Raw genomic sequence first — 22767 nt, 5'->3', positions numbered from 1 at the left:
TGGCCACACAGGTACACAATCTTCTTCTTCGGTATTGAGCATTACGCAGCCGTGTTCGTCTTTTAAAATCCACACTTGCTGATTGGCTACAATCTCTTTCAAGCAGTAGTTGAATCGTTGCTCTTGGTCATATTGGTTGATGAGCGCCATTTGCTCTGCAGTTAATGGATTGGACATTTTCTTTCCCCATAGGAATTAGCGGCTCTTTTTGAGCGATGGAATTGCAGGACAATACCTACAACCAGAGATAAAAAACGCCCACGGCATACTGACGTGAGCGTTGCTTAAGGAGAATGTTAACCGCGAAGTGGCGATCAAGCCAGTTCCGTTTGCAGCCAAGGCCAACCTTGTTTCTTACGGCTGAGGGTATTTTCCATCATCAGTACGCCGTCTTTTTCATGCTTAGCCAGTTTTTCTGACCATTCACCTTTAAACAGCAGACGAGTTTGTGCTGTGGTGATGTCAGTCAGCATCAGCGCCGCTAACGCGAGTGACTCTTCATCACAACGACGTTGCAGATCAGCTTCGAGAGCATCAATCATATCCGCAACTTGCTCTAATGTGGCAAGTTCAACCTGACCGACTACCAAATCACGACCATTGAATGGGTAAGCTTTCAGATCTTTTTCAACCAGTTGTGCTGCGCTTAAACCTTCAATGTCGGTTTTCGCAATCAACAGCGCTTTGATAAAGCCTTCAAGATCGGTGATACCCGCCAATACTGCTAGCTCAGCAACGGCGTCTCTGTCTTTTTGAGTACAAGTTGGTGATGCAAAGCCAACGGTGTCAGACAGAATGGCTGAAATCATCAGTAGCGCTAGTGGGCGAGTGATTTCTGCGTTTTCCATCTTAAAGAGATTGAACAGAATCGTGCTGGTACAACCCACAGGCCAAATCCACGCTTCCAGTGGATTCACCGTCATCACATCACCTAAACGGTGGTGATCGACAATACCGAGGATCTCAGCTTGGTTTAGGTCATCCGGTGCTTGCGCTAAATCGGTGTAATCCACTAACCACACTTGCTCGCCTGCAACGCTGGTACGTAATTCAGGTTGCTCAACACCTGCAACATTCAGAATGTGTTGAGTTTCACGATTAATCTCGCCTTGGCGTACTGCTTTTGCTTCCAGACCACGCGCTTTTAAAAGTTCAGCGGCGACTAGAGCGCTACAAATACTGTCACTGTCTGGGTTTTTATGACCAACAACTAAAATCATTCTATTACCTATTTTTTCTCTTTTGACATTTTTACCTTTCCTACTTGAGGTGGCAGCGTGTTTTGCTGTCATTTCATGCAGTTTGGCTTCGAAGGCGTAAACAAAGGGTGCACTCTACTCAATTTAATATTTTCTTCATGGTGCTAAATCAAAAAAACCTTTTTCTTCCAATAACTCGCTTGCAGATGAGAACCAATCTCAACTATATTATCGATAATAGTTCTCATTTAATCATTCGGTACTTCTATGAACTCGATAAAATGGCCTTTATCAGAAAAACATCGCGTCATCGCGTCGCAGTTTAACCTGAAATATAAGCGGCTGATTCTACCTATTGCGCTCTTGATGTTGCTGATGAGTGATAACACTCGCCATGTCACCGTACAGACCTTGTCCGATTCCTTTTGGGCAGTCTCTACCTATGTTGCTCTTACATTAGCCATTTATCACGCAGTCTCTCGTTGGTTAGACGGCACACATGCTTTAGTCAGTGCCTATCATAACTCACGTAACCTACAGGTTGGGATAGCGGCATTATTAGGGGCGCTCCCCGGTTGTGGTGGCGCGATTGTCGTTACCACTCAGTTTGTCAGCGGTAAAGTCGGATTCGGTGCTTTAGTGGCAGTATTAACGGCAACCATGGGTGATGCTGCCTTTCTATTACTGGCCAGTCAGCCTGTGACTGGACTGAAGGTGATCGCAATTGGCGTGGTGACAGGTTGTATTACCGGTTTGGTGATTAATGCACTGCATCGCGATGATTTTATGCGCCCAGCAATCACTCAACTCAGCATACAACTTCGCGCCTCTTGTTGCTCAGAAAGAAATGAAATGTCATCCAAAGCCATTAATCTGCAAGGTCAGTTTTGGAAATATCTGTTATTGCCTGCTTCCGTCGTCGCGGCCGCATCCTCACTGCAAATCGACTTAAATCAGGTGTTAAATCTACCAGCAATGACCATTGAATGGCTTGGAGCCATGCTAGCCGTAAGCAGCATGCTGCTGTGGGCGTTGACCAAAGAGATCCAAGATTACCAATCAACCGTGAGTGAGGACGATAAAATCCGCTCATCACACCCCATGCAGAAAGCCGCTCAAGATACCAACTTTGTCAGTGCTTGGGTGATTATGGCGTTTCTCGCCTTTGAACTAACGCTGCACTTCACCGGATTTGAGATTGGAGCCGATTGGGGCAAGTGGGGGGGCTTGGCTACCCGCATTCGGTATTGTGATTGGACTTTTACCTGGCTGTGGGCCGCAAATTCTCGTCACCAGTTTGTATCTCTCTGGCGCGTTACCCTTCTCAGCACAGCTCTCCAATGCCATTTCCAATGATGGTGATGCCCTCTTCCCTGCCATTGCTTTAGCACCAAAAGCCGCATTGATGGCAACACTGTACTCTTCTATTCCAGCCGCTATTGTTGGATATGGTTACTTTTGGCTATTTGAGATGTAAAAAACAGGAATCAGAGGACGTAGAGTCCTCTAATCTCATGTGACTTTGCTATCGAAAGTAGCATCCGACTTTGCTCTTTTGGGCATACAACGTATACTCACGCAGTTTCTATCACTAACTGGAGGAATTCTGATGATTGTAACTAACCAAATTCAAAGGGCATGGTTGGGTTAACGGAAAGTCCGTTTTCAATTCTTTTATCGCAATACGCGACTTTTCCCTTCCCTTCTCAATTTGCCCGGTCAAACCGGGGTAATTCTATTTAATCAACGAATTAAACCCTGAAGCTATTACTTAGTGGGTGCTTTCGCGCGCCGGGAAAATTCGCAATGAACAACAAAATGACTTCTTCTCAGCCTTACACATTGACGCAACTTGGCTGGAAACCATTTTTTCAACAACAACTGACACTCGAAGATTACGAGAATACGCAAATCTGCCGAATCGTCGCTCATCATCGCAGTGGTTATCAGCTTTGCAGTGAACAAGGTCGTTTTCATCTCGCTATTCATCATGCTCAACCGAAAATGACGGTGGGTGATTGGATTTTGCTGGATGAAAAACAACAGTTTAAGCGCCTGCTTGAACGCCAAAGTGAACTGACTCGAAAGGCCGCTGGCAGTAAAGTGGCGGAGCAGTTGATCGCCACCAATGTCGATACACTGTTTATCGTCTGCTCACTCAATGATGACTTTAACCTCAGCCGTATTGAGCGCTATCTCAGCATCGCCAAAGAAGCGCAAATCGAACCTGTGGTGGTACTGACCAAAGCTGATTTATCTGAACAAGCTGACCAAAACATCGCGCAAGTTCAACAACTCAGTGCAACGTTATTGGTGGAAGCAGTGAATGCACTCGAACCTTCCAGCGTAGAGGCACTGCGGCCTTGGTGTGCTAAAGGTAGAACGGTCGCGTTTATTGGTTCTTCCGGCGTCGGTAAATCTACACTGACCAATACCTTGCTTGGTGCAGAAACCCAAGAAACAGGTGGGATTCGTGAAGATGACAGCAAAGGCCGCCATACGACCACAGCGCGCTCCGTTCACATGATCCCTGATGGTGCGCTGATCATCGATACACCGGGAATGCGTGAACTCCAACTTGCCGACTGCGGCGAAGGGGTTAGCGAGACGTTTTCAGAAATAGAAAGCTTAGCGCAGCATTGCCGTTTTAAAGATTGCCAGCACCAGCAAGAGCCGGGGTGTGCAGTTCAACAAGCGATCGACAATGGCACCTTGGAAGCAAGGCGCTTACAAAACTATTTTAAGTTACAGCGAGAGCAGGCTTATAACTCCGCCACACTGGCTGAGCAAAGAAATAGAATGAAGCAATTTGGGAAAATGTGCCGTCATGTGCAAAGTGACAAACAAAAACTCAAAACCAGCTATTAACCTCAACGATACCCAAACGACTTGGAGTTGCAGCTTTAAGTAGGAAGGATATAAAAGCAACCTTTGCATACCCAAATGGATATTCACTCCCTTCGGGTATGCAAAATTGCTGTTTTATCCAATCTTTAGTTTGGCTTCATGATCACTAACCCACAGTGAAAATTGCTCGGCTTTGTAACCCCTTCGCCAGATTAACAATCAACAGCTTGGTAGGTTCAGGGCTGAGTTGCTCGCCACTCCAATAGTCATACCACTGCACCGGATGATTAGCGACCAAGGTAAACTCTTGCTCTTTGCCCTGAAAATTAAACAGACAATGCAGATCATTTTTATCGGTCAGCGGTAAGAAGGCATGGCGCATACTCAATGAAGTGATCTTGGCAGCCTTCTGGCTGTATTGAAAACGCTTGAGTAACCGTTTAAGGCTCTGCTTCGCAAACGGTGTCAGCTTCGGAAGTGGGTCACCCGACAGCAGTAAGCCACCACTGGCTAACAGCAAATTACGATGAAACTCATAACTGGAACGATCGGCACTTTGGTTTGGTAACGGAGTGAGAGTTAAGCAATCCGGGTCAATTTGCCACAGTTGCCTGTGCTGCCAACTGCGCATTAACGTTTCACGGGCAATTTGGCAAAAGCGATCAGCATTGCGCTCAACATCGTCAGACACCCGCATCGCGTCGACCAATCCAAGTGATGGCCACATAGGCGCATTACAACCCAGTAGCCAAGCATCTCCTGCCCCTTCGGCTATCGCTTGCATGCCCATTCGATACGCTTCTACACCCGTAATGCCAGATTGAAAACGCTGACCTTGCAAGGTTCCCCAATAGTTCGCATCAAGCTTAAATAGCTCAACACCCCATTCCTCACGCAGGGTTTTGACCACTTGAGTGAGGTGCTCTTGTACATCAGGATGTGAACCATCCAACACGTACCAAGGCGTACGGCGCCAACCCCCATAAGTGATTTCTTCTGCTTTTAGCGGCTGACCTGCGGCATTTTTCACAAACCAATCAGGATGCTGACGAAAAACCGCTGAATTCGCTTCAGCGATAAAAGGTGCAAGCCAAATGGCTGGCTTTTTGCCTTGCGCACGAATATCGGCAATCACTTGCTGAATACCACAGGGAAACTTTTGTGATGGCGTGAGCCAATCACCCATAAACGCTTGGTAGCCGTCATCCAATAGCACCCATTCCAGCTCAGGGTGACGCTCTGCCAATACCGCCACGTTATCTTTGATGTCTTGTTCGGTGACTTCTGCATAGTAGGCATACCAAGAACACCAACCCATAGGTGCGGGGTCATTAAGGTGTGGTCTTGGCGGATGATGACGAGCAATCGCCTGTGCATACGCATGGTAAAGTTCCGACATTGATTCGCCTTCTAAGCAAATCACTGATTCCAACTGATTGGTGACCCAGTCTTGCGGACGCGTTTCCTCACCATCAATAAAAGCACTTAAGACCCAATGTTGGGGATGACGGTGCACTTCAAAAAAGCCCGCAAAACGCTGACAAGAGGTGAAACCAAACAGCAGATAGCGACCAGCGGCCTCAATCATCAGAGTGTTGTAAAAACGCTTCGGTGCATCATGCGGGTAGATTCGGTAGCTGAGGTTGTTATCCGGACAACGCCCAACTTCTTGGACTTGGTTTAATGTCCCAGATGCTTGTGACAGCATCTGAAAACCATCACCGACCAAGCGCGCATCAGACTCCACATCCAGTAAGGTGCTGAACAGTGGATAACGGCGCTCAAAAGGGCGATTGTGCAACCCGATATACTGCGCGGAAAGCTCATTGCCTGCGATATCCAGCTCAATATCCGTTTGCTGCACGAGGATCTCTCGACCGTTGGCTAATCTTAGGCTACTCATTGACTCTCTCCTCTTTACCCTGAGTGTCTGACCAATCGCTTACGCATTACGTTAGTCGGTTCACGTTTTGCGTTATCCAACAGTGTCCACCTGTTTGATTGGCGACAGATTAATCGGATTCGCAAGAAAAAGAGAAGAAAAAAGCCAGCGACGAGCGCTGGCTTGAGGGTTAACACGCAAATTGTGTTATGAGAAATCTCTTAGTGATTAGATCACTTCGATCGGGCCACCGAATGATGTCACAGGTGGAACTTCACCACGGAATTTCTCGAAATCCACGATACAGGTGTTTGCAGAAGTCGCTTGCGCCAGCTCTGAAGTACCCAGATCCAGTGTTAGTGTGTTTGGATCACCGTAAGTACAGATTGCACCCACTTTCTCGCTCAGAGGACCATACCAAGCACCCTCTTCGATACGAATCACGCCGCGTGGGTAGCTTTCACTCAGCACTGCACCCGCTAATAACTGACCACGGTCGTTGAATACGCGCACCAAGTCACCATCTTTGATGCCTTTCGCTTTTGCATCAATTGGGTTGATGTAAACAGGCTCACGACCTTGTACCGCGTAAGTGGCACGGAACGCTTCAGCTTCACACATTTGTGAGTGCAGACGCTTATCCGGGTGACATGATTGCAACCAGAACGGATATTTCTCAGAGCCTGGACCACCGTGTGAACGTTCAGTTTTCTCGAACCACATTGGGTGTTCTTGGCAGTGTTCATAACCGTAACGACCGATCTTACGTGAGGTAATTTCGATAAAGCCAGAAGGTGTACCCAGTGCATTGATCTCAGGATCTTGACGGAAATCGGCATGGCGAACCCAAGGAGTACCTGTACCGAAATCAAGGAAGCCTTTCTCCCAGAACTCTTCGAATTCTGGCATTTCAAACTTACCTTCGTTGGCTTTCTTACATTCGTCATACAGTGAGCGAACCCACATCATCTCATCCATATCACGGGTGTACTCTTTTTCACGGCCGAAGCGACGAGTCAGCTCAGTCATAATTTCAAAGTCAGTACGTGACTGGAACAATGGGTCAACCAGACGATGCATCGCAATCAGGCCTTTACCCGAGTATGAACCGTAAGAGTCGATGTCGTTACGTTCCCACTGAGTACAAGCTGGCAGTACGATGTCAGAGAAGCGACAAGTTGCCGTCCAGCTGAAATCGATAGTCACAACGGTCTCCAGTTTCTGGAACGCACGCTTCATCTTGTTGCGGTCTTGATGGTGGTGCCAAGGGTTACAACCCGAAATCACCATCATCTTGAAGCCCGGTAGAGTCACCGTGTTACCATTGTGGTTGATCTTCTTACCCGGTTCCATGATGGCATCAATCCAACGAGCTACCGGAATAGTACGGCTGTAACCGTTGAAGTCATTGTTGTCCCACTTTGGTTTCGCACCTTGATCTAGGTTACGCGGGAAACCACCAGGGCCAGCAAAACCGGTTGAAGGCACGCCGATACCTGAATAGTGGTGACCGTAAGAGATACCACCGCCCGGCAAACCGATTTGACCGATCATCGCCGCCAGTACCGCACCCATCCAGTAAGGTTGCTCACCGTGTTCTTGACGTTGGATACACCAACCGAACAGCAGCTGAGTACGGCCATTCACCAGCATACGGGCGAAATCACGAATCGCCTCTGGCTTCACGCCACAGATTTTCGCTGCCCACTCAGGGGTTTTCTCAACTTTGTCTTTGGTCTTGCCTTGTACGTACTGAATAAAGTCTTCAAAGCCCAGACAGTAAGTTTCAATAAACTTCTTGTCATAGAGGTTTTCTGTGTACAGCACATGAGCAACAGCCAGCATGAACGCCACGTCAGTTTGTGGGTTGATGTACAGGTGATCATTTTGCAAGAAACGCTGAGTTTTGTTCTTCACAGGGTCAACAGAAACAACGTTGATCTCGCCTTTAGCCACTTTCTCTTTCAGTTGATCCAGATAGCCGAAAGACTGGTGCGTTTCACAGTTCCAACCTACTTGCAGGTTTTTCACTGGGTCGTTCGCCCACAGAATGATGTTGTCAGAGTTTTCTAAGATCTCAGTCCAAGAAGTACCTTGTGCGTAAACTTCGGTAGAACCCAGTACGTAAGGCATGATGGTTTGACCAGCACCCGTAGAGTAATCCCCTACTTTGGTGATGTAGTTACCATGCATACCCACTGCACGTTGCATCATTGCAGTACAGTTGTGGAAAGCACCTGTTTGGTTCCAACCGGTTTGGCCAGCATGCAGTGCCCAAGGGCCATACTGCTTTTGAACTCGCTCTAACTCACGGTAGAACAGGTCAATCGCTTCATCCCAAGTCACGCGGATAAAACGGTTGTTACCGCGCGTTTCAGCGCTGTATTTGTGCTTTTTCAGCCAGTCCAGACGTACCATTGGGTAACGCACGCGAGATGGGCTGTACAGAATACCTTGAATACCGTTCAACATTTCCGTTGGGTGGGTATCCAGCTCCAACGCTTTAAGTTCTTGAACCTTACCGCCGTAGATGTGGGCGCGGAATGCGCCCCAGTGAGAACCGGATACTTTCCAAGTTCCAGTAGTTTCTGCCGCTTGGGCAGAAACTGAGGTCAGTAAGCTTGGGCCAATAATCGACGCCGCACTGGTGGTTGCGACACCTTTCAGAAAACTTCTTCGTGTAATCGCCATGTTATGACTCCGTATGACGTTGCTTAGTGATGGCCTTCAGCGAAATCTGAAGAGTGTTTTTGCAGGTACTTCAATACCAGCGCTTCACTGTCGGTATCGAAGTTGACGAATGCCAACATACCGTCGAACATGCCAGGCCAAGTGTTCGCATCAAAGTGCGCTTCATCAGGTTGGGTGTGACATACAGAACAGTTGGTTTTGTACGCTTCACGTGCTTTTTCCCAAACTGGGTTGATGTCGTTCAGCATGGCTTCTTTTTTCATCCACACTTTCGCGCTAACTTGCTCCCATGGCAAACCAGTCAAATCATCAACCTTCTGCTCACCTGTAGTCACAATCGCATCAGACATTGCTGCATCTTTTAGAAGCGACGCCACTGCGATGTTCATACCGAAGTCTTCTTGAATCACACGACCGAAACCTTTCGATTTACGCCAGCCGTTGATCTCCACTTGCATCATGTCGCCTTTTTCAGCCAGCACTTTCACTTCAGAGGCTGGATTGAGCAGACCTGCTTCAACTTTGCCTTGTTCATCTTCATACACAGGTAGGAAACGAACGCTGACCAGAGTTTCACCGTTGGAGTATTTGGTGTTCGACGCCATACCTTCCAGTTCACCAATCAAGCCGCTTGAGCTATCCATATTTTTCGGCAAGTTATGCGCAATGCCTTTGTGACAATCGATACAGCTTTGATCGCGCTCTGCCGCTTGCTTCATTTGAATGCGTGCAGTCGCAGACATTTGATCAAAGTCCATCGAGTCGTAGTTGTGACAGTTTTTACACTCAAGGGATTTATTGGCAGCGAAGCGATCCCACTCATGTTTAGCCAGCTCAATACGACGCTCTTCAAACTTCTCAGGCGTTCCTAAATCACCAAAGATTTGGGCAAACACTTCTTTAGATGCCTGCATCTTACGTGCGATTTTCGCCGTCCACTCATGTGGAACGTGACAATCAGGACAAGTAGCACGCACGCCTGAATGGTTTTTCCAGTGCACTGTGGTTTGAAGTTCTTGGTACACGTTGTCACGCATGGTGTGACAACTGATACAGAACTCTTCGGTATTGGTTGCTTCCAAAGCCGTGTTAAAACCACCCCAGAAAATCACCCCGGCAATAAAACCACCGAGAGTCAGTACACCCAAGCTAATGTGTACCGCGGGACGCGTCATGGTGCGCCACATTTTCAGAATTAAAGATTTCATACTTTCTTCTCTTAACTATGTCATTCAACAGTAGAAACGGATGTGGTTAAAAACCGCCATGTACGCCCGGAGGACCGAATACAAACATCTGCAGCATCCACACAATGAATCCATATCCACCAACGAAAGCCACGCTTAAGATGGGAAAGAGAACCACAGTGATGAAGAGGAATGACTTCCACTCCAGAGAGCGTTTTTCACCGCTTTCGACTTTATTAACATCACTCATACATTTGCCTACTATAATTGCCGGATTTTTCGCTAACCCTGTTCCCCAGAGTCACCACAAATCAAGTTTAATTAAGACAAATGTTAGACCATACAATTAATAGGGTTCAATCGAAATACGCATTACAACCCTTGTTATCCAACACTTTTTTGAGTTAGAACGGAGATGTGTCTGATTAAAAAATCAGATGAAAAAATATGAACAGTTATGACAAATTAATATTGTTTTTAGAGTGTTAAAATAAAACAATTTATAAACAAATATCCATTTTAGTGATGAGAACATTTTCCATTCAGCAATAAAACGGCCCACGAAATGTTAATGACTGGCAGGAGTAATTGATCGCACTTTGTAAACGAGTTGATATGCATTGTTTTTTGACTCAAAGCACACTTGCACATTCCAACTCATTATCTTTATGTGGATTTTCTTAACGGTGAAACAGATCCATAAGTGTTGCATTTCAGCGTTTTGAACTGTTCCAAAAACACGCAAGCTGCACAATAAACGTGCACCAATCATCAAACAATTCAATCTGATAAGGTTACACACGGCGTTTGCTCTGAGTTATCCACAGAAAATGTGGATAAGGCTATGACGATCCAAAAACCACTGCACCAGTAATGAGAGCCCCTTCGCTCTATGCTGGCTAATGAAAAAGAGGGATAAAAAAATCCCCGAGCAAAGCTCAGGGATGATTGGAAATCTTAGATTGGTCAGTTTGTGTTATTACCCATTAATCTTTGAGGTAGATAAGCCAGTACCACATTCCCACAAACACGCCACCGCCAACAATATTACCGAGAGTCACAGGGATCAGGTTATTGACGATAAAGTTGACGAAATTGAGATCGGCATAGCTGGCAATATCAGCGCCAGTCATCGCCCAAAAGCTTTCTGGAGCAAAATACTTGATGCCAATCGCCATCGGCACCTGAAACATGTTAGCAATGCAGTGCTCGAAGCCTGAAGAGACAAACATAGCAACGGGCAGAATCAACACCATGACTTTGTCTGTTAATGAACGAGCGCTAAAGGTCATCCATACAGCCAAGCAAACCAGAATGTTACACATCAAACCCAATGCAAAAGCCTGAATAAAGGTGTGATGCAGCTTATGTTGCGAAATCGCCATCGCATTCAAACCAAGCTGGCCACCATCTTCCATAAACTGACGTGTGGCGAGCATGATGAATACCAAGATGATCGAGCCACAGAGGTTACCGAAGTAAACCACTGTCCAGTTTCGTACCAACTCTCTCCACGAGATCTTGCCACTCGCTTTCGCAACCAGGATCAAAACCGAACTGGTAAACAGTTCACCGCCTGTGATGACGACCAGAATCAAGCCTAAGCTGAACGCCAAGCCACCGAGCAGTTTCGTCACCCCGTAAGGCATATCATGCCCACCTGTGGTTACTACGGTATAGAAAACAAACGCAATACCAATTTGAATGCCTGCTGAAATCGCAAGCAAGAAAGATTTGTACGCGGCTTTTTTGGCTTTGCCCTCACCCGTAATCGCAGCACGTTCTGCCATTTGTGGAGGGAGTAAAGAATCGAATTGGTTATGATCCATGAGTTTGTTACATTTTGACACACAACGGAAGAGGTGGCGGATAATCGCTCTATTTCCTCTTTAGTTCAAGGGCTATTTGTCATGTTCACGAAAAATGTTTATAGCGCGAGCAAGAACCCATCCTCCTTCGATTTAAGCGCTTTCACTTAAACATTTTTGTCACCTTTGCGCTGAAAAAAGCACCAGATCGGGTGAAGCTAACAGTTCTGCTCGCATAACGTTGCTTGTTGTATCGGCACAGCTATTGTTGCGACAACAATAGCTTAAAAAGGTAATGGCCATGAAATTCACTCAACAACATATTGATGAGCTTAATTTACTGCTGCAATTTGATTTGAGCAGCGCAGCCACAGGAATCAAAGTGCGCCACGATGCATCAGAAGCCGTGCAAGCTGCAGTGACCCGCTTGTATAACAAAGGCTTATGTACACAACCCGATGGCGGTTACCTCACCGATGAAGCATCGAAATCGCCGAACACGCAGACCGCGTACTGCGCGTATTAAACGCTTAACCCTCCTTTCAATGAGCGCTTTTCAGCGCTCATTGCATTTCTACCCCTAGTTTAACTGTGTTACGGTAGCAGTCCTCAATCGCTCTTATATTGAATAAAGGATGGATCGATGAAAAGAGTCGCTGTGATTGGTGCAGGATGGCTAGGCTTACCACTGGCACAATGGCTTAAACAACAAGGCCATGTTGTGTACACGACGCGCACTACCCTTGAGGGTACCAAATCGGTTCAGGCGCAAGGGTTAGAAAGCTTTGTTTGCCAACTGGATCAACCGGAAGGTTTAAGTGATGCGTTACTTGAGCGGCAATGCGATACCTTGATTGGTTGCTTCCCACCGGGATTTCGCCAAGGTGCAGGTGAGCAATACGCTAAACACTGGCAATCTCTAGCTCATCAGGCTAAGCAAGCCAACATTAATAAACTGATTATGATCAGCTCTACCTCGGTTTATCCTGACATTGCCAAGCCGATGAATGAAAAGGATGCTTCTTTAGCACTCGCTCTCGATAACTCGGCGTTTGATGCAAAAGCTCGCACCTTGCTGAAAGCGGAACAACATGTCATCACTTCCGGTATCGATTACACCATAGTGCGTTGCAGTGGTTTGATTGGCCCCAAGCGCCATCCGGCACGTTTTGTCAGCAAGATGTCGCAAGTCAGCCGACTCGCTCCTGCCAATATGCTTCATCTTTATGATGCCATCGGCATTGTGAACTTTGCTCTGGATCACCTCTCCTGCTCGATTGTGAATGCCACAACGCCAAACACCGTAAGCAAAGCAGAATTTTATCAGGCCGCACTGGATGCCGTAGGCAGTGAGGTATCACTCCCCGCAGTTTGTGATATCGAAGACAAACGCATTTTATGCGACAAATTATTGGCATCGGGTTATCGCTTTCACTTCACTCATACATTAGAGGCTCTGCACGGCGATGAGTAAGCGCTTATATCAACATATTGAAACCCTGTGGCACTACTTGCAGCTCCATCAGCAACCTGAATCGGCGGATGTGATTTTAGTATTGGGAAGCAATGATGTGCGCGTGGCAGAACATGCGGCAAAACTCTACCACCAAGGCATAGCGTCTTGTGTGCTGTTCTCTGGCGGGCTTGGGCGCTTTACTCAAGGCGTATTCCAGCATACTGAGGCGGAGACTTTTGCCGCTATCGCTAAAGAAGCGGGCGTACCTGAACAGGCGATTTTGCTTGAGACACAATCCACCAACAGTGGTGAAAATGTACGTTTCAGCCACCAACTGCTAGCGCAAAAAGCTCAACCAATCAAACGGATCCTACTGGTACAAAAACCTTACATGGAGCGTCGCGCTTATGCGACTTTTATGAAACAGTGGCCAGATTCAATCGAAAGTGTGCAGATCACCTCACCCGCTAGTAGTTTTTTTGACTATTTAACATCGGAACTTACTAGTGATTTTGTATTGAATGCCATGTTGGGTGATTTTGAACGTATCCGGGATTATCCCGCGTTAGGCTTTCAAATCGCTCAGCCGATTCCTGAACAAGTCACGCAAGCGTATCAAGCATTACAGTCATTCAAAATCGATCCTGAAATGTGATTGCTTTGGCATCAAATTTGCTTATTCATCAGGGTTGGAGTGACCTCCGTTTTCCCATTTGCAAGATAGGAGTCTGATTATGGAATTGCAACGTCACCACTGCTACGACCTAATTCACATTGGTATGCGTGAATTACTTGAAGATCGTATGGGCTACTACTCTGCACTCGATTATCAGCAGACCTTATATGGTATGACAGGGAAATCCAGTTGCTTAACCATGTCGGATGATGAACTAACTTCAACTTTAGAGGCATTAAAAAACGAAGGATACTTAGTCGATTTAGGCACTTAATTGCTGCGTTGATTAGACTTTTTTCGAAACACCATCCCCATATTGATAGGCGTTCGTGGGAAGAACCAGTGATGGTTGAGCTATTTTTATTCAACACCTTAAGGTGCATTTCAATTCGTCATCTATAATCAAGACTATCACTAACGCCGTTAGTGAAAAAACAAGAATTGAATAACCCAAAGGTGGAACAAAATCTATGCCGCCTATCAATACTCAATTGATTGATGTCCCTCAGAATATGTTGGACTCTTGGCAAGAGATCGTCGACCTCATTGCCGACATTACTCAATGCCCTGCTTCTCTTATCATGCGAATTCATGAACATGATATTGAGGTCTTTACTAGCAGCCGTTCTGCTGGAAACCCATACCCCCCAAAGGCAAGAGACAATTTAGGCCACGGTTTATATTGCGAAACGGTGGTCAGAGAGAGGCGTATGTTGGATGTGCCTAACGCGCTTGCCGATCCAGATTGGGATCACAACCCAGACATAAAACTAGGAATGATTTGCTACTGCGGTCTGCCCGTGTTTTGGCCGGATGATTCCGCCTTTGGCACCATTTGTATTCTGGATAGCAAAGAAAGGCACTTTGACGACAGAGTTCACTCACTGCTTTCGCGTTTTCAATCGGCAATAGAAGGACAACTCGAAACACTGTATCACAAAGCAGAATTACGCAAGCTTAATCAAGAGCTGGAACAAAAAGTTGTCGAACGTACTCAGACTCTTGCAGATTTGAGTACCAAATTGCTCAAAGAGATTGAGCAACGTACCGTGGCGGAAGACTATCTGGATTTTCACCGCCATTATGACCCGCTGACTAAACTCCCCAACCGAGTAACCCTGAGTGAACGCCTGCAACCGGAGTTGAAGAAAATTTCCGATGACCAACAAATCACGTTGATTTACTTCAGCCTGCGGAACTTTAAATCCGTTAACGACAGTTATGGCTATCAAGTTGGTGACCAAATTTTATCCGCCTTATGCCAACGTTTAAGCCATAACTTGCCCGAAAACTGGCTATTAGCTCGAATCGTGGGCTCTGAGTTTGTTTTAGTGGCTCGCCATAAACGCAACCAAGCAGAAACGAAAAAAGTCATCTCTCGAGTGGTTCAGGCTTGTACTCTGCCTTTCAACACCAACAACTTGAACATTACGCTGCAATGCCATTTGGGCATAGCTTTGGCCCCCATGGATGCGACCGATTCACTAAGCTTCATTCAGCGTGCCAGTTCCGCAATGAGCTTGGCGAAAAAAGAAGGCATTCAAGTCTCCTTCTTCAATCTGGCGGCACAAAAAGCAACGGAAGAACGCTTACAGCTGGAATCACACTTGCTACACGCACTGCGTCTGGGTGAGCTTGCCGTCCACTTCCAACCGATCATCGACTTAAAACAAAATGGCAAAGTGATTGGAGCGGAAGCGCTATTGCGCTGGCACAATCCACAGCTTGGGAATATTCCGCCAGATCATTTTATTCCTTTAGCCGAAAGTAATGGCCAAATTATTGAGATTGGTTATTTCGTTCTTCATCAAGCACTTAAGAATGCCTCCGAATGGTGTAAATTGACCACCAGCCCGTTCAAAATTGCGATTAACATTTCACCAATCCAATTTCGTGAACACCGCTTCGTTGAGTACCTGAAAGACTTAATGACCCTGTACCAATTACCTCCCGGTGCTATTGAGCTTGAGCTGACTGAAGGCATCTTGCTACAAGATGAACACTATGCACAGGGCGCATTAGCCCAGCTACGCCAGCAAGGCATCAGCATTTCACTGGATGATTTTGGTACCGGCTATTCGTCACTGAGTTATCTGCAAAAGTACTCATTCGACACCTTAAAAATTGACCGTAGTTTCATCAATCAGTTGGAGTATAACGAGCAAAACCGAGAGTTAACTCGTGCGATTATTGCCATGGCGCATAAACTCAACATGGCAGTGATTGCCGAAGGCGTCGAAAAAACCTATCAAGAGGACTTTGTAAGGACTGAAGGATGTAACTTCGCGCAAGGCTTCTTATATGGTAAAGCGATGCCTGTCGATGAGTTTACCAAGTTGCTAACCTAAACTTCATAGCGCCACAAAATGGGATCGTAAAAGGTAGAGTTAATTGCTTCCCGAAATGTTATGTCTATTCAGCTATGACAACTTTGGTTAGACTGTCGCCACTCATTTGACTGGACGTAACAAAATGAAACAACTGCTCGACTTTATTCCGCTGATCATCTTTTTTGCCTTATATAAGTTTTACAACATCTATGTGGCAACAGGTGCCTTGATTGTGGCCACAGCAGTACAAGTGGTCGTCACTTATGCCATGTACAAGAAAGTGGAAAAAATGCAGCTCATCACCTTTGTCATGGTGGCTCTGTTTGGTGGTATGACATTAGCGCTGCACGACGACAACTTCATCAAATGGAAAGTCACGATCGTCTACATCGTTTTTGCTCTGGGCTTAACCATCAGCCATATCATGGGCAAATCAGCCATTAAAAGCATGTTGGGCAAAGAGTTGACGTTACCCGAAGCGGTATGGTCGACAATAAACTGGGCATGGGTTGGGTTTTTCAGTTTCTGCGCTGCACTAAACCTCTACATCGCATACCGCCTCCCTCTCGATGTGTGGGTTAACTTTAAAGTGTTTGGCCTGCTTGCTGCGACACTGCTCTTTACTCTGCTAACAGGCGCGTACATCTACAAACACCTTCCAAAAGAACAAAAAGAGAAAAACCAGTAAATTCCACTGGTTGCAAAGGGGTGATCCTCGGTTCAATTTTTGGTTATAATCCGCCCCCTAATCCACAGCGACCGTATTTGGTCGCTGTTTCGTTTGCTGTGGATCCTAAATGACTCAGACCGTTAATTCCCCTAAAGGCCAGCTTCTGCTGCGCACTCTCGCTATGCCCGCTGATACCAACGCCAACGGCGATATTTTCGGGGGCTGGATCATGTCACAACTTGACTTAGCTGGTGGCATCCTTGCCAAAGAGATTTCCTGCGGACGGATTGTTACCGTTTCCGTGTCCAGTATCACTTTTAAAAAACCAGTCAAAGTGGGCGATGTGGTATGTTGCTACGGCGAATGCACCAAGATCGGCCGAACCTCAATGTCCATTAATCTTGAAGTTTGGGTAAAGCCGGTCAAAGAAGATGGTGTTGGTGATCGCTTCCAAGTCTGCGAAGCGACGTTTAACTATGTGGCGATTGATACCAATGGCCGCCCAAGAGCGATAAGCTTAAGCAACGGATCACAGAAATCATCTTGATAAGCTGTGTTTACTCACCGACTTGCGTAGAGTATTGGCTTTGCTTTTCGTCAGTTGATAAGGAATAAAGTGTTATGTGGTATGTAATTTTTGCGCAGGATGTCGAAAACTCACTAGAAAAGCGCCTCAGCGTGCGCCCACAACATCTTGAGCGTTTGCAACAATTGCAAGATGAAGGCCGCCTGCTCACCGCGGGACCGATGCCAGCGATTGATTCAGATAATCCAGGACAAGCAGGCTTCACTGGCTCAACTGTGATTGCCGATTTTGCATCACTCGCCGAAGCACAAGCATGGGCAGAAGCCGATCCTTATGTGGCAGCAGGTGTTTATGCCAACGTGATTATTAAACCTTTCAAAAAAGTATTCTGATATGAAAAAAATTGTCCTGAGCAGCTTGATTGCATCGATGCTTCTTATCGTCGGTTGTAGCTCTGGCTCGGCAGAAAAGCAGCGCAATTTAGAGCTGTTGGCAGGCAACCGAGCCAGCCTACTTTCCACTGAACTGCCACTAGAGTTTGGCCCGCTGAATATCTTACGTGCAACGGCACAAGGCGCGAGCATTGAATTAATGATGGTGTACAACACCGATTCGCAAAATGCCAAACCGACCGAACAGGTACTACAAAGCGCGGTTAAGAGCTTCTGCACCAATAAAGACATTCGTTCGAATCTGGATGTTGGGATCAGCTACCGCATCAAAATGCGCAATACACGAGGCCAATTGATGGTTGATCAGTTGGTAACAAAAGAGACTTGTACCAAGGGCTAAGTTCCTCATCGCACAAAGTGTACGCGTAAAAATAAAGGCCTCTTGATGAGGCCTTTATTGTTTTCAATGAAAACGAGATTACGCTTGCCACTCGTTACGCAGAGTTTTCGCCGCGTTCACCATGTTGGTCAGTGCTGCTTCCACTTCTGGCCAGTTACGTGTTTTCAGACCACAGTCAGGGTTCACCCACAAACGCTGTGCTGGAATTTTCTCTGCTGCTTTGCGAAGCAGATCTTCAATCCATGCTTGCGCGGGAATGTTAGGCGAGTGAATGTCGTACACACCTGGGCCAATTTCGTTCGGGTAATTAAACTCTTCAAACGCCTTGAGCAGTTCCATGTTTGAACGTGACGTTTCAATCGTGATCACGTCTGCATCCAATGCCGCAACGGATTCGATAATCTCGTTGAATTCGCTGTAACACATATGAGTGTGGATTTGCGTTTCAGGGCGCGCGCTACCGGCGGAAATCTTAAACGCTTGTACAGCCCAATCTAAGTAAATTTGGTGATCGCGTTTTTTCAGTGGTAAACCTTCACGAATCGCTGGTTCATCGATCTGGATGATATTGATGCCGGCATCTTGCAGATCCGCCACTTCATCACGCAGTGCCAACGCCAATTGCTGAGCAATCTCTTGGCGGCTGATGTCTTCACGTGGGAAGGTCCAGCACAGAATGGTCACAGGCCCCGTCAACATCCCTTTCATCTGCTTAGAGGTCAGAGATTGCGCGTAAGTTGACCACTCCACCGTGATTGGTTTTTCACGTTCGATATCTGCCACCACAATCGCAGGTTTTACACAGCGTGAACCATAGCTCTGTACCCAACCAAATTGGGTGGTTTGGAAACCTGCGAGGTTCTCAGCAAAGTATTCCACCATGTCGTTACGTTCCGCTTCACCGTGTACCAGCACATCTAGCCCTAACGCTTCTTGGCGTTTCACCGCATCCGCAATGTGGCCTTTCAAGGCTTGCACATAATCTTGCTCGCTCAGTTTGCCTTGGCGATACGCGCTACGCTCAGTACGGATCTCACCAGTTTGTGGGAAAGAGCCGATGGTTGTGGTCGGTAAGAAAGGCAGACCCAACACTTCCGCTTGGTGATGAGCACGCTCAATGTAAGGGGCACTACGCTCTGCCAACACAGCAGTAATATTGTTGATGCGCGTTTGTACTGATGCCTTGTTCACGATGTGAGAAGACTCACGCGCAACTATTGGCTGACTATAGGTATCACAAGCCAAAATCGCCGCCGCATCCCCTTCCAATGCACGTCCCAGCAAGGCAACTTCCGTCACTTTCTGCTTAGCAAATGCAAACCAGCTGCGTGTTTCTGCACTCAGATCGCCTTCCAGATCCAGATCGACTGGGCTGTGCAGCAGTGAACATGAGCTCGCCACCCACAGGCGCTCACCTAATAAGGTTTTCACTGGCTGTAGACGAGCCAGAATGGAACTCAAATCTGCACGCCATACGTTACGGCCATTGATCACACCCGCAGAAAGCACCCAATCAGACGGCAAGCGGTTAACTATGGTATCTAGCTGTGCAGGTGCAGCAGAGACATCTACATGCAGGCCATCAACCGGTAGTTCAACGATCTTATCGAGAGTGTCTAGCACTGAATCAAAGTAAGTGGTCAGCAGCAGTTTTACGTCACCACGAATCACTTGATAAGCCAGTTTAAATGAATCTTGCCAACGTGGTTCTAATTCTAAGGCCAGAACAGGCTCATCAATTTGTACCCACTTCACGCCTTGCTTCGCCAGCTTGCTCAGAATCGCTTGGTAAGCGGTCAATAGACGTGGCAACAGAGTTAAACGATCAAACCCTTCTTCCACTTCTTTACCTAAATACAGGTAACTGATTGGGCCAAGCAGCACAGGTTTTACATCGTGACCCGCTTGCAGAGCTTCATTCACCTCTTCAAACAATTGTGGCCAACTCACATTAAACGTGTCGTTAGAGCTGAACTCAGGCACGATGTAGTGATAGTTAGTATTAAACCACTTGGTCATATCAGAAGCCGCACTACCCGTTCCACAACCACAAGCATTTTGTGACTGACCACGACCGACACGGAACAACGTATCTAAATCAGGAAAACCGTGACTGTGACGTTTAGGCACATGACCCAATAATAGTGTGGTGGTGAGGACATGGTCGTACCAAGCGAAGTCACCAGCGGTCACAAAATCCAGTCCTGCTTCTTTTTGCAGTGCCCAGTTTTGCTGGCGAATTTGGCTACCAACTTGTTTTAAAGCAGCCTGATCAATGTCACCACGCCAGTATTTTTCAAGGGCGAATTTGAGTTCTCGTTTTTCACCAATACGTGGGTAGCCAAGAATGTGAGTCGTTGTCATGTGAAAATCCTTTGTCTGTTCTTAATAGGTCGTACAAGTTCTGAAGCCGATTCAGTACATCTCAAGATGTCTGGATGGCTAAACTATCTCGTTGTACGTCGATAAGAACAAGGTTCATTTATTCAACTTGTTTATTAGTAATTTTCATGTTGGTACTGGCGATTATCAATTTACCTTTACTATTTATAACCAAACTGCTTGGAGTTGCAGGTAGGCGGCAAGTGAGTTCATCCCCATGAACATAGACACACAATGTGATTGGGGTGAGCGAACGTAGCCAACACCGCTGCGGCTTCAAGCAGGAAGGTTATAGCCTTCTAGATGTTTACAGCTCCGTAAAATCGGCGTAACTTAGCTAAAAATTCATGTTGGCTTAGGGATAAGTGAGGAGAGCTCATGATAGAGCTGAAACATTTGAAAACGCTGATCTCGCTACGCGATACAGGTTCACTGACCGCAACCGCGACTTCATTGCATCTCACCCAGTCTGCGCTCTCGCATCAGATTAAAGACTTGGAAGCTCGAATTGGCGGGCAGCTTTTTTTACGCAAAACTCGCCCTGTGCGTTTTACCGCAGAAGGCGAAATTCTATTGCGTTTAGCTGACGATATTTTGCCTAAGATGGCGCGAGCAGAAAATGAACTGGCAAGCTTGAAGGAAGATGTGAATGGACGTCTGCACATGGCAATTGAGTGCCACTCCTGCTTTCAATGGTTGATGCCGGCCTTGCGTGAATATCAGGTCGGCTGGCCAAGTGTGGCGCTGGATTTTTCTTCTGGTTTTGGCTTTGAACCTCTGCCCGCACTATTAGCGGGAGAACTGGATTTGGTGATTACCTCCGATATTTTGCCGCGCTCAGAAGTGCATTATGAGCCACTGTTTGATTTTGAAATGCGCCTTATCACCGCCACCAATCACCCATTGGCAGAAAAAGCCTTCATTGAGCCGCAAGATTTAGCCGATCAAACCATGCTCACCTATCCGGTGCAAAAGCAAAGGCTGGATGTGGTAAAACACTTTTTGCACCCCGCAGGTGTCGAACCCGCGCGTTGGAAGCAAGCCGACAATACGTTAATGCTTGTGCAAATGGTGTCTGCAGGATTAGGTGTTGCGGCTCTACCGAATTGGGCAATCAGCGAGTTTTCACGCCAAGGATTAATTACCAGTAAACCGTTAGGCAAAGGCTTATGGCGTAGACTGTTTGCGGCAACTCGTCACAGTGAAAAGGATAAACGCTACCTGCAAGCCTTTTTCGCTACCGCACGCCAACAATGCAAAAGCCACCTTGATGGGATCAAGATGGCTTCGCTTTAGAAATCATTAACGTGCATAAGCTTTGAATTGATTGGTAAGGGGATCGTATTGGTAACCCAGCACATCCAACTTACCGATCAAATGTTCGATATCCATCTCATACGTGCTGATCAATTCATCCAAACTGTCACATTCCAAACGCAGTTTTTCATTGACGATGCCCAGCAAAATGACGCTATCGATATTTCGTACGTTGCTCAGATCCATCACATCACTCCTGATTGAATGTCCACCTGCAGCATTTGCTGCCCCATTCCACCAAGCATAGTCGCTATTTGGGTAACGAAAAGTGATCTGCGCGACGCACTTCACCTTCGCTACGTTAGAGCGGAATGTGATAAAGGCCGTGGAAACCCACTGCTGATGCGAGAACCAAAAGTCCTGCCACCACCAATTGCCATTTGTTCACGGTTTTAGCGGAGATCAAATGCCAGCACCACACCACAACACCCGCAATCAGCAAACCAAAGCTAATCACAATAGGCATAAGCAGTGTTTGAAGTTGCTCGTCACTCAAGCCTGAAACATAAGGCAAGAGACACAATGCGGTGAGCATGGCAGACACAATACCTACCACAGGCAAGATTCGATGAAATGCTTGTAAGCGTGAGCGAGCCAGTGTAAGTAACAAATGCCCGAACATCGCACCAATCAGGAAAATCGCCGCAAAAATAGTGAGCGACGCTGGCCATGCTGGCGCTTCGCTGATCAAGATCCCGACATACGCCAAAGCCAAACCATTGGCTAAATACAACACCCACAATGGGCCTTCGTCACGAGTCTTTTTGGTCTGTACCTGTGAATAAAAGTAAAACAGAGCGAACACCACCAGAAACGCTTCAATTTTGATCGAAGCGACGGCCAGCCACAACACTGCCAGCGCTGGCAGCACCTTATGGATGCGTCCACGCTGTCCTGGGCATATTTCGCCCTTGACCAGCACCAGAGTCAAAATGATTTGCGCGCCCAACAACATGGGAGCGAATACAGAAATCAGAGAATAAAGCATAGTTTGCCAAATCAAA

At 46.7% G+C, this 22767-nt stretch carries 20 protein-coding genes and 2 pseudogenes; 12 read left to right on the top strand and 10 right to left on the bottom strand.

The window, feature by feature from the left end:
• The coding region (locus tag D908_RS04960; RefSeq protein ID WP_005526026.1) for a DUF2750 domain-containing protein at positions 1–177 on the bottom strand (177 nt) is incomplete at its 3' end.
• A 137-nt stretch (positions 178–314) separates the two neighbouring features.
• Positions 315–1220 (bottom strand): manganese-dependent inorganic pyrophosphatase, encoded by a 906-nt coding sequence (locus D908_RS04965; RefSeq protein ID WP_005526024.1) that lies wholly within the window; start codon positions 1218–1220, stop codon positions 315–317.
• Positions 1221–1466: 246 nt separating this feature from the next.
• On the opposite strand from D908_RS04965, the pseudogene D908_RS0119730 reads away from it, so the two are divergent.
• Together D908_RS0119730 and rsgA are read left to right on the top strand one after the other, a co-directional pair.
• Positions 1467–2676: pseudogene (locus tag D908_RS0119730) on the top strand (putative manganese transporter).
• Positions 2677–3005: 329 nt separating this feature from the next.
• Entirely contained in the window at positions 3006–4067 is a 1062-nt protein-coding gene (gene rsgA, locus D908_RS04970; RefSeq protein ID WP_005526022.1) for a ribosome small subunit-dependent GTPase A, read from the top strand.
• 145 nt (positions 4068–4212) lie between these two features.
• Here rsgA and D908_RS04975 read toward each other — a convergent pair whose 3' ends face one another.
• From D908_RS04975 to focA, 5 genes are all read right to left on the bottom strand, one after another.
• Entirely contained in the window at positions 4213–5949 is a 1737-nt protein-coding gene (locus tag D908_RS04975; RefSeq protein WP_005526020.1) for a glycoside hydrolase family 36 protein, read from the bottom strand.
• Between the two features lie 207 nt (positions 5950–6156).
• Positions 6157–8619 carry a trimethylamine-N-oxide reductase TorA gene (gene torA / locus D908_RS04980; protein ID WP_005526018.1) on the bottom strand — a complete coding sequence of 821 codons (2463 nt, stop codon included), beginning with the start codon at positions 8617–8619 and terminating at the stop codon, positions 6157–6159.
• A 23-nt stretch (positions 8620–8642) separates the two neighbouring features.
• Positions 8643–9827 carry a pentaheme c-type cytochrome TorC gene (gene torC, locus D908_RS04985; protein WP_000838526.1) on the bottom strand — a complete coding sequence of 395 codons (1185 nt, stop codon included), beginning with the start codon at positions 9825–9827 and terminating at the stop codon, positions 8643–8645.
• Between the two features lie 46 nt (positions 9828–9873).
• Positions 9874–10056: a trimethylamine N-oxide reductase system protein TorE gene (torE, locus tag D908_RS04990; protein WP_001286268.1), complete on the bottom strand. Its 183-nt coding sequence runs from the start codon at positions 10054–10056 to the stop codon at positions 9874–9876.
• Between the two features lie 736 nt (positions 10057–10792).
• Positions 10793–11635, bottom strand: coding sequence for a formate transporter FocA (gene focA / locus D908_RS04995; protein ID WP_000349976.1), 843 nt, complete (start codon positions 11633–11635; stop codon positions 10793–10795).
• A 280-nt stretch (positions 11636–11915) separates the two neighbouring features.
• Here focA and D908_RS05000 point away from each other — a divergent pair.
• From D908_RS05000 to D908_RS05040, 9 genes and pseudogenes are all read left to right on the top strand, one after another.
• A pseudogene (locus tag D908_RS05000) lies at positions 11916–12148 on the top strand (TIGR02647 family protein).
• Positions 12149–12257: 109 nt separating this feature from the next.
• Positions 12258–13088: an NAD(P)H-binding protein gene (locus D908_RS05005; RefSeq protein ID WP_005526012.1), complete on the top strand. Its 831-nt coding sequence runs from the start codon at positions 12258–12260 to the stop codon at positions 13086–13088.
• Complete coding sequence (locus D908_RS05010) at positions 13081–13725, top strand: YdcF family protein (RefSeq protein WP_005526009.1); 645 nt, start codon at positions 13081–13083, stop codon at positions 13723–13725. Before D908_RS05005 ends, D908_RS05010 begins: the two co-directional genes overlap by 8 nt.
• Before the next feature lie 79 nt (positions 13726–13804).
• Complete coding sequence (locus tag D908_RS05015; RefSeq protein WP_005526007.1) at positions 13805–14020, top strand: hypothetical protein; 216 nt, start codon at positions 13805–13807, stop codon at positions 14018–14020.
• A gap of 196 nt (positions 14021–14216) precedes the next feature.
• Positions 14217–16094: a sensor domain-containing phosphodiesterase gene (locus D908_RS05020; protein WP_005526004.1), complete on the top strand. Its 1878-nt coding sequence runs from the start codon at positions 14217–14219 to the stop codon at positions 16092–16094.
• Between the two features lie 124 nt (positions 16095–16218).
• Positions 16219–16764: a septation protein A gene (locus D908_RS05025; RefSeq protein WP_005526002.1), complete on the top strand. Its 546-nt coding sequence runs from the start codon at positions 16219–16221 to the stop codon at positions 16762–16764.
• Between the two features lie 109 nt (positions 16765–16873).
• On the top strand, positions 16874–17293 hold the full coding sequence (yciA, locus tag D908_RS05030; protein ID WP_000195246.1) for an acyl-CoA thioester hydrolase YciA: 420 nt from the start codon (positions 16874–16876) through the stop codon (positions 17291–17293).
• Positions 17294–17367: 74 nt separating this feature from the next.
• Positions 17368–17664, top strand: coding sequence for a YciI family protein (locus D908_RS05035; RefSeq protein WP_000270412.1), 297 nt, complete (start codon positions 17368–17370; stop codon positions 17662–17664).
• A gap of 1 nt (position 17665) precedes the next feature.
• Positions 17666–18064 carry a GspS/AspS pilotin family protein gene (locus D908_RS05040; protein WP_005525999.1) on the top strand — a complete coding sequence of 133 codons (399 nt, stop codon included), beginning with the start codon at positions 17666–17668 and terminating at the stop codon, positions 18062–18064.
• A gap of 78 nt (positions 18065–18142) precedes the next feature.
• Here the strand turns inward: D908_RS05040 and metE are convergent, their stop codons facing one another.
• On the bottom strand, positions 18143–20428 hold the full coding sequence (gene metE, locus D908_RS05045) for a 5-methyltetrahydropteroyltriglutamate--homocysteine S-methyltransferase (RefSeq protein ID WP_005525998.1): 2286 nt from the start codon (positions 20426–20428) through the stop codon (positions 18143–18145).
• Positions 20429–20824: 396 nt separating this feature from the next.
• Between metE and metR the strand changes: the two genes are divergently transcribed.
• A complete protein-coding gene (gene metR / locus D908_RS05050; protein WP_000571230.1) occupies positions 20825–21742 on the top strand; it encodes an HTH-type transcriptional regulator MetR in 918 nt (305 codons plus the stop codon).
• A gap of 6 nt (positions 21743–21748) precedes the next feature.
• On the opposite strand, the gene D908_RS05055 is transcribed toward metR, so the two are convergent.
• Together D908_RS05055 and D908_RS05060 are read right to left on the bottom strand one after the other, a co-directional pair.
• Positions 21749–21949, bottom strand: coding sequence for a DUF4250 domain-containing protein (locus D908_RS05055; RefSeq protein WP_000366102.1), 201 nt, complete (start codon positions 21947–21949; stop codon positions 21749–21751).
• 115 nt (positions 21950–22064) lie between these two features.
• Positions 22065–22751: a hypothetical protein gene (locus D908_RS05060; protein ID WP_005525995.1), complete on the bottom strand. Its 687-nt coding sequence runs from the start codon at positions 22749–22751 to the stop codon at positions 22065–22067.
• Positions 22752–22767 lie beyond the last annotated feature (16 nt).

The sequence above is a fragment of the Vibrio mimicus CAIM 602 genome, assembly GCF_000338875.1.
GTDB lineage: Bacteria > Pseudomonadota > Gammaproteobacteria > Enterobacterales > Vibrionaceae > Vibrio > Vibrio mimicus.
The sequence above is the reverse complement of the archived record's forward strand: the minus strand, read 5'-3'. Positions and strand labels throughout refer to the sequence as shown.

Excerpts from the sequence above, each read along its gene's own strand:
- D908_RS05060 (WP_005525995.1), bottom strand. The coding sequence starts at position 22,751 with ATGCTTTATTCTCTGATTTCTGTATTCGCTCCCATGTTGTTGGGCGCG.
- metR (WP_000571230.1), top strand. The coding sequence starts at position 20,825 with ATGATAGAGCTGAAACATTTGAAAACGCTGATCTCGCTACGCGATACA.
- D908_RS05020 (WP_005526004.1), top strand. The coding sequence starts at position 14,217 with ATGCCGCCTATCAATACTCAATTGATTGATGTCCCTCAGAATATGTTG.
- torA (WP_005526018.1), bottom strand. The coding sequence starts at position 8,619 with ATGGCGATTACACGAAGAAGTTTTCTGAAAGGTGTCGCAACCACCAGT.
- D908_RS05035 (WP_000270412.1), top strand. The coding sequence starts at position 17,368 with ATGTGGTATGTAATTTTTGCGCAGGATGTCGAAAACTCACTAGAAAAG.
- yciA (WP_000195246.1), top strand. The coding sequence starts at position 16,874 with ATGACTCAGACCGTTAATTCCCCTAAAGGCCAGCTTCTGCTGCGCACT.
- focA (WP_000349976.1), bottom strand. The coding sequence starts at position 11,635 with ATGGATCATAACCAATTCGATTCTTTACTCCCTCCACAAATGGCAGAA.
- D908_RS05040 (WP_005525999.1), top strand. The coding sequence starts at position 17,666 with ATGAAAAAAATTGTCCTGAGCAGCTTGATTGCATCGATGCTTCTTATC.
- metE (WP_005525998.1), bottom strand. The coding sequence starts at position 20,428 with ATGACAACGACTCACATTCTTGGCTACCCACGTATTGGTGAAAAACGA.
- D908_RS05025 (WP_005526002.1), top strand. The coding sequence starts at position 16,219 with ATGAAACAACTGCTCGACTTTATTCCGCTGATCATCTTTTTTGCCTTA.
- torE (WP_001286268.1), bottom strand. The coding sequence starts at position 10,056 with ATGAGTGATGTTAATAAAGTCGAAAGCGGTGAAAAACGCTCTCTGGAG.
- rsgA (WP_005526022.1), top strand. The coding sequence starts at position 3,006 with ATGAACAACAAAATGACTTCTTCTCAGCCTTACACATTGACGCAACTT.
- D908_RS05015 (WP_005526007.1), top strand. The coding sequence starts at position 13,805 with ATGGAATTGCAACGTCACCACTGCTACGACCTAATTCACATTGGTATG.
- D908_RS05055 (WP_000366102.1), bottom strand. The coding sequence starts at position 21,949 with ATGGATCTGAGCAACGTACGAAATATCGATAGCGTCATTTTGCTGGGC.
- D908_RS04975 (WP_005526020.1), bottom strand. The coding sequence starts at position 5,949 with ATGAGTAGCCTAAGATTAGCCAACGGTCGAGAGATCCTCGTGCAGCAA.
- D908_RS04965 (WP_005526024.1), bottom strand. The coding sequence starts at position 1,220 with ATGATTTTAGTTGTTGGTCATAAAAACCCAGACAGTGACAGTATTTGT.
- D908_RS05005 (WP_005526012.1), top strand. The coding sequence starts at position 12,258 with ATGAAAAGAGTCGCTGTGATTGGTGCAGGATGGCTAGGCTTACCACTG.
- D908_RS05010 (WP_005526009.1), top strand. The coding sequence starts at position 13,081 with ATGAGTAAGCGCTTATATCAACATATTGAAACCCTGTGGCACTACTTG.
- torC (WP_000838526.1), bottom strand. The coding sequence starts at position 9,827 with ATGAAATCTTTAATTCTGAAAATGTGGCGCACCATGACGCGTCCCGCG.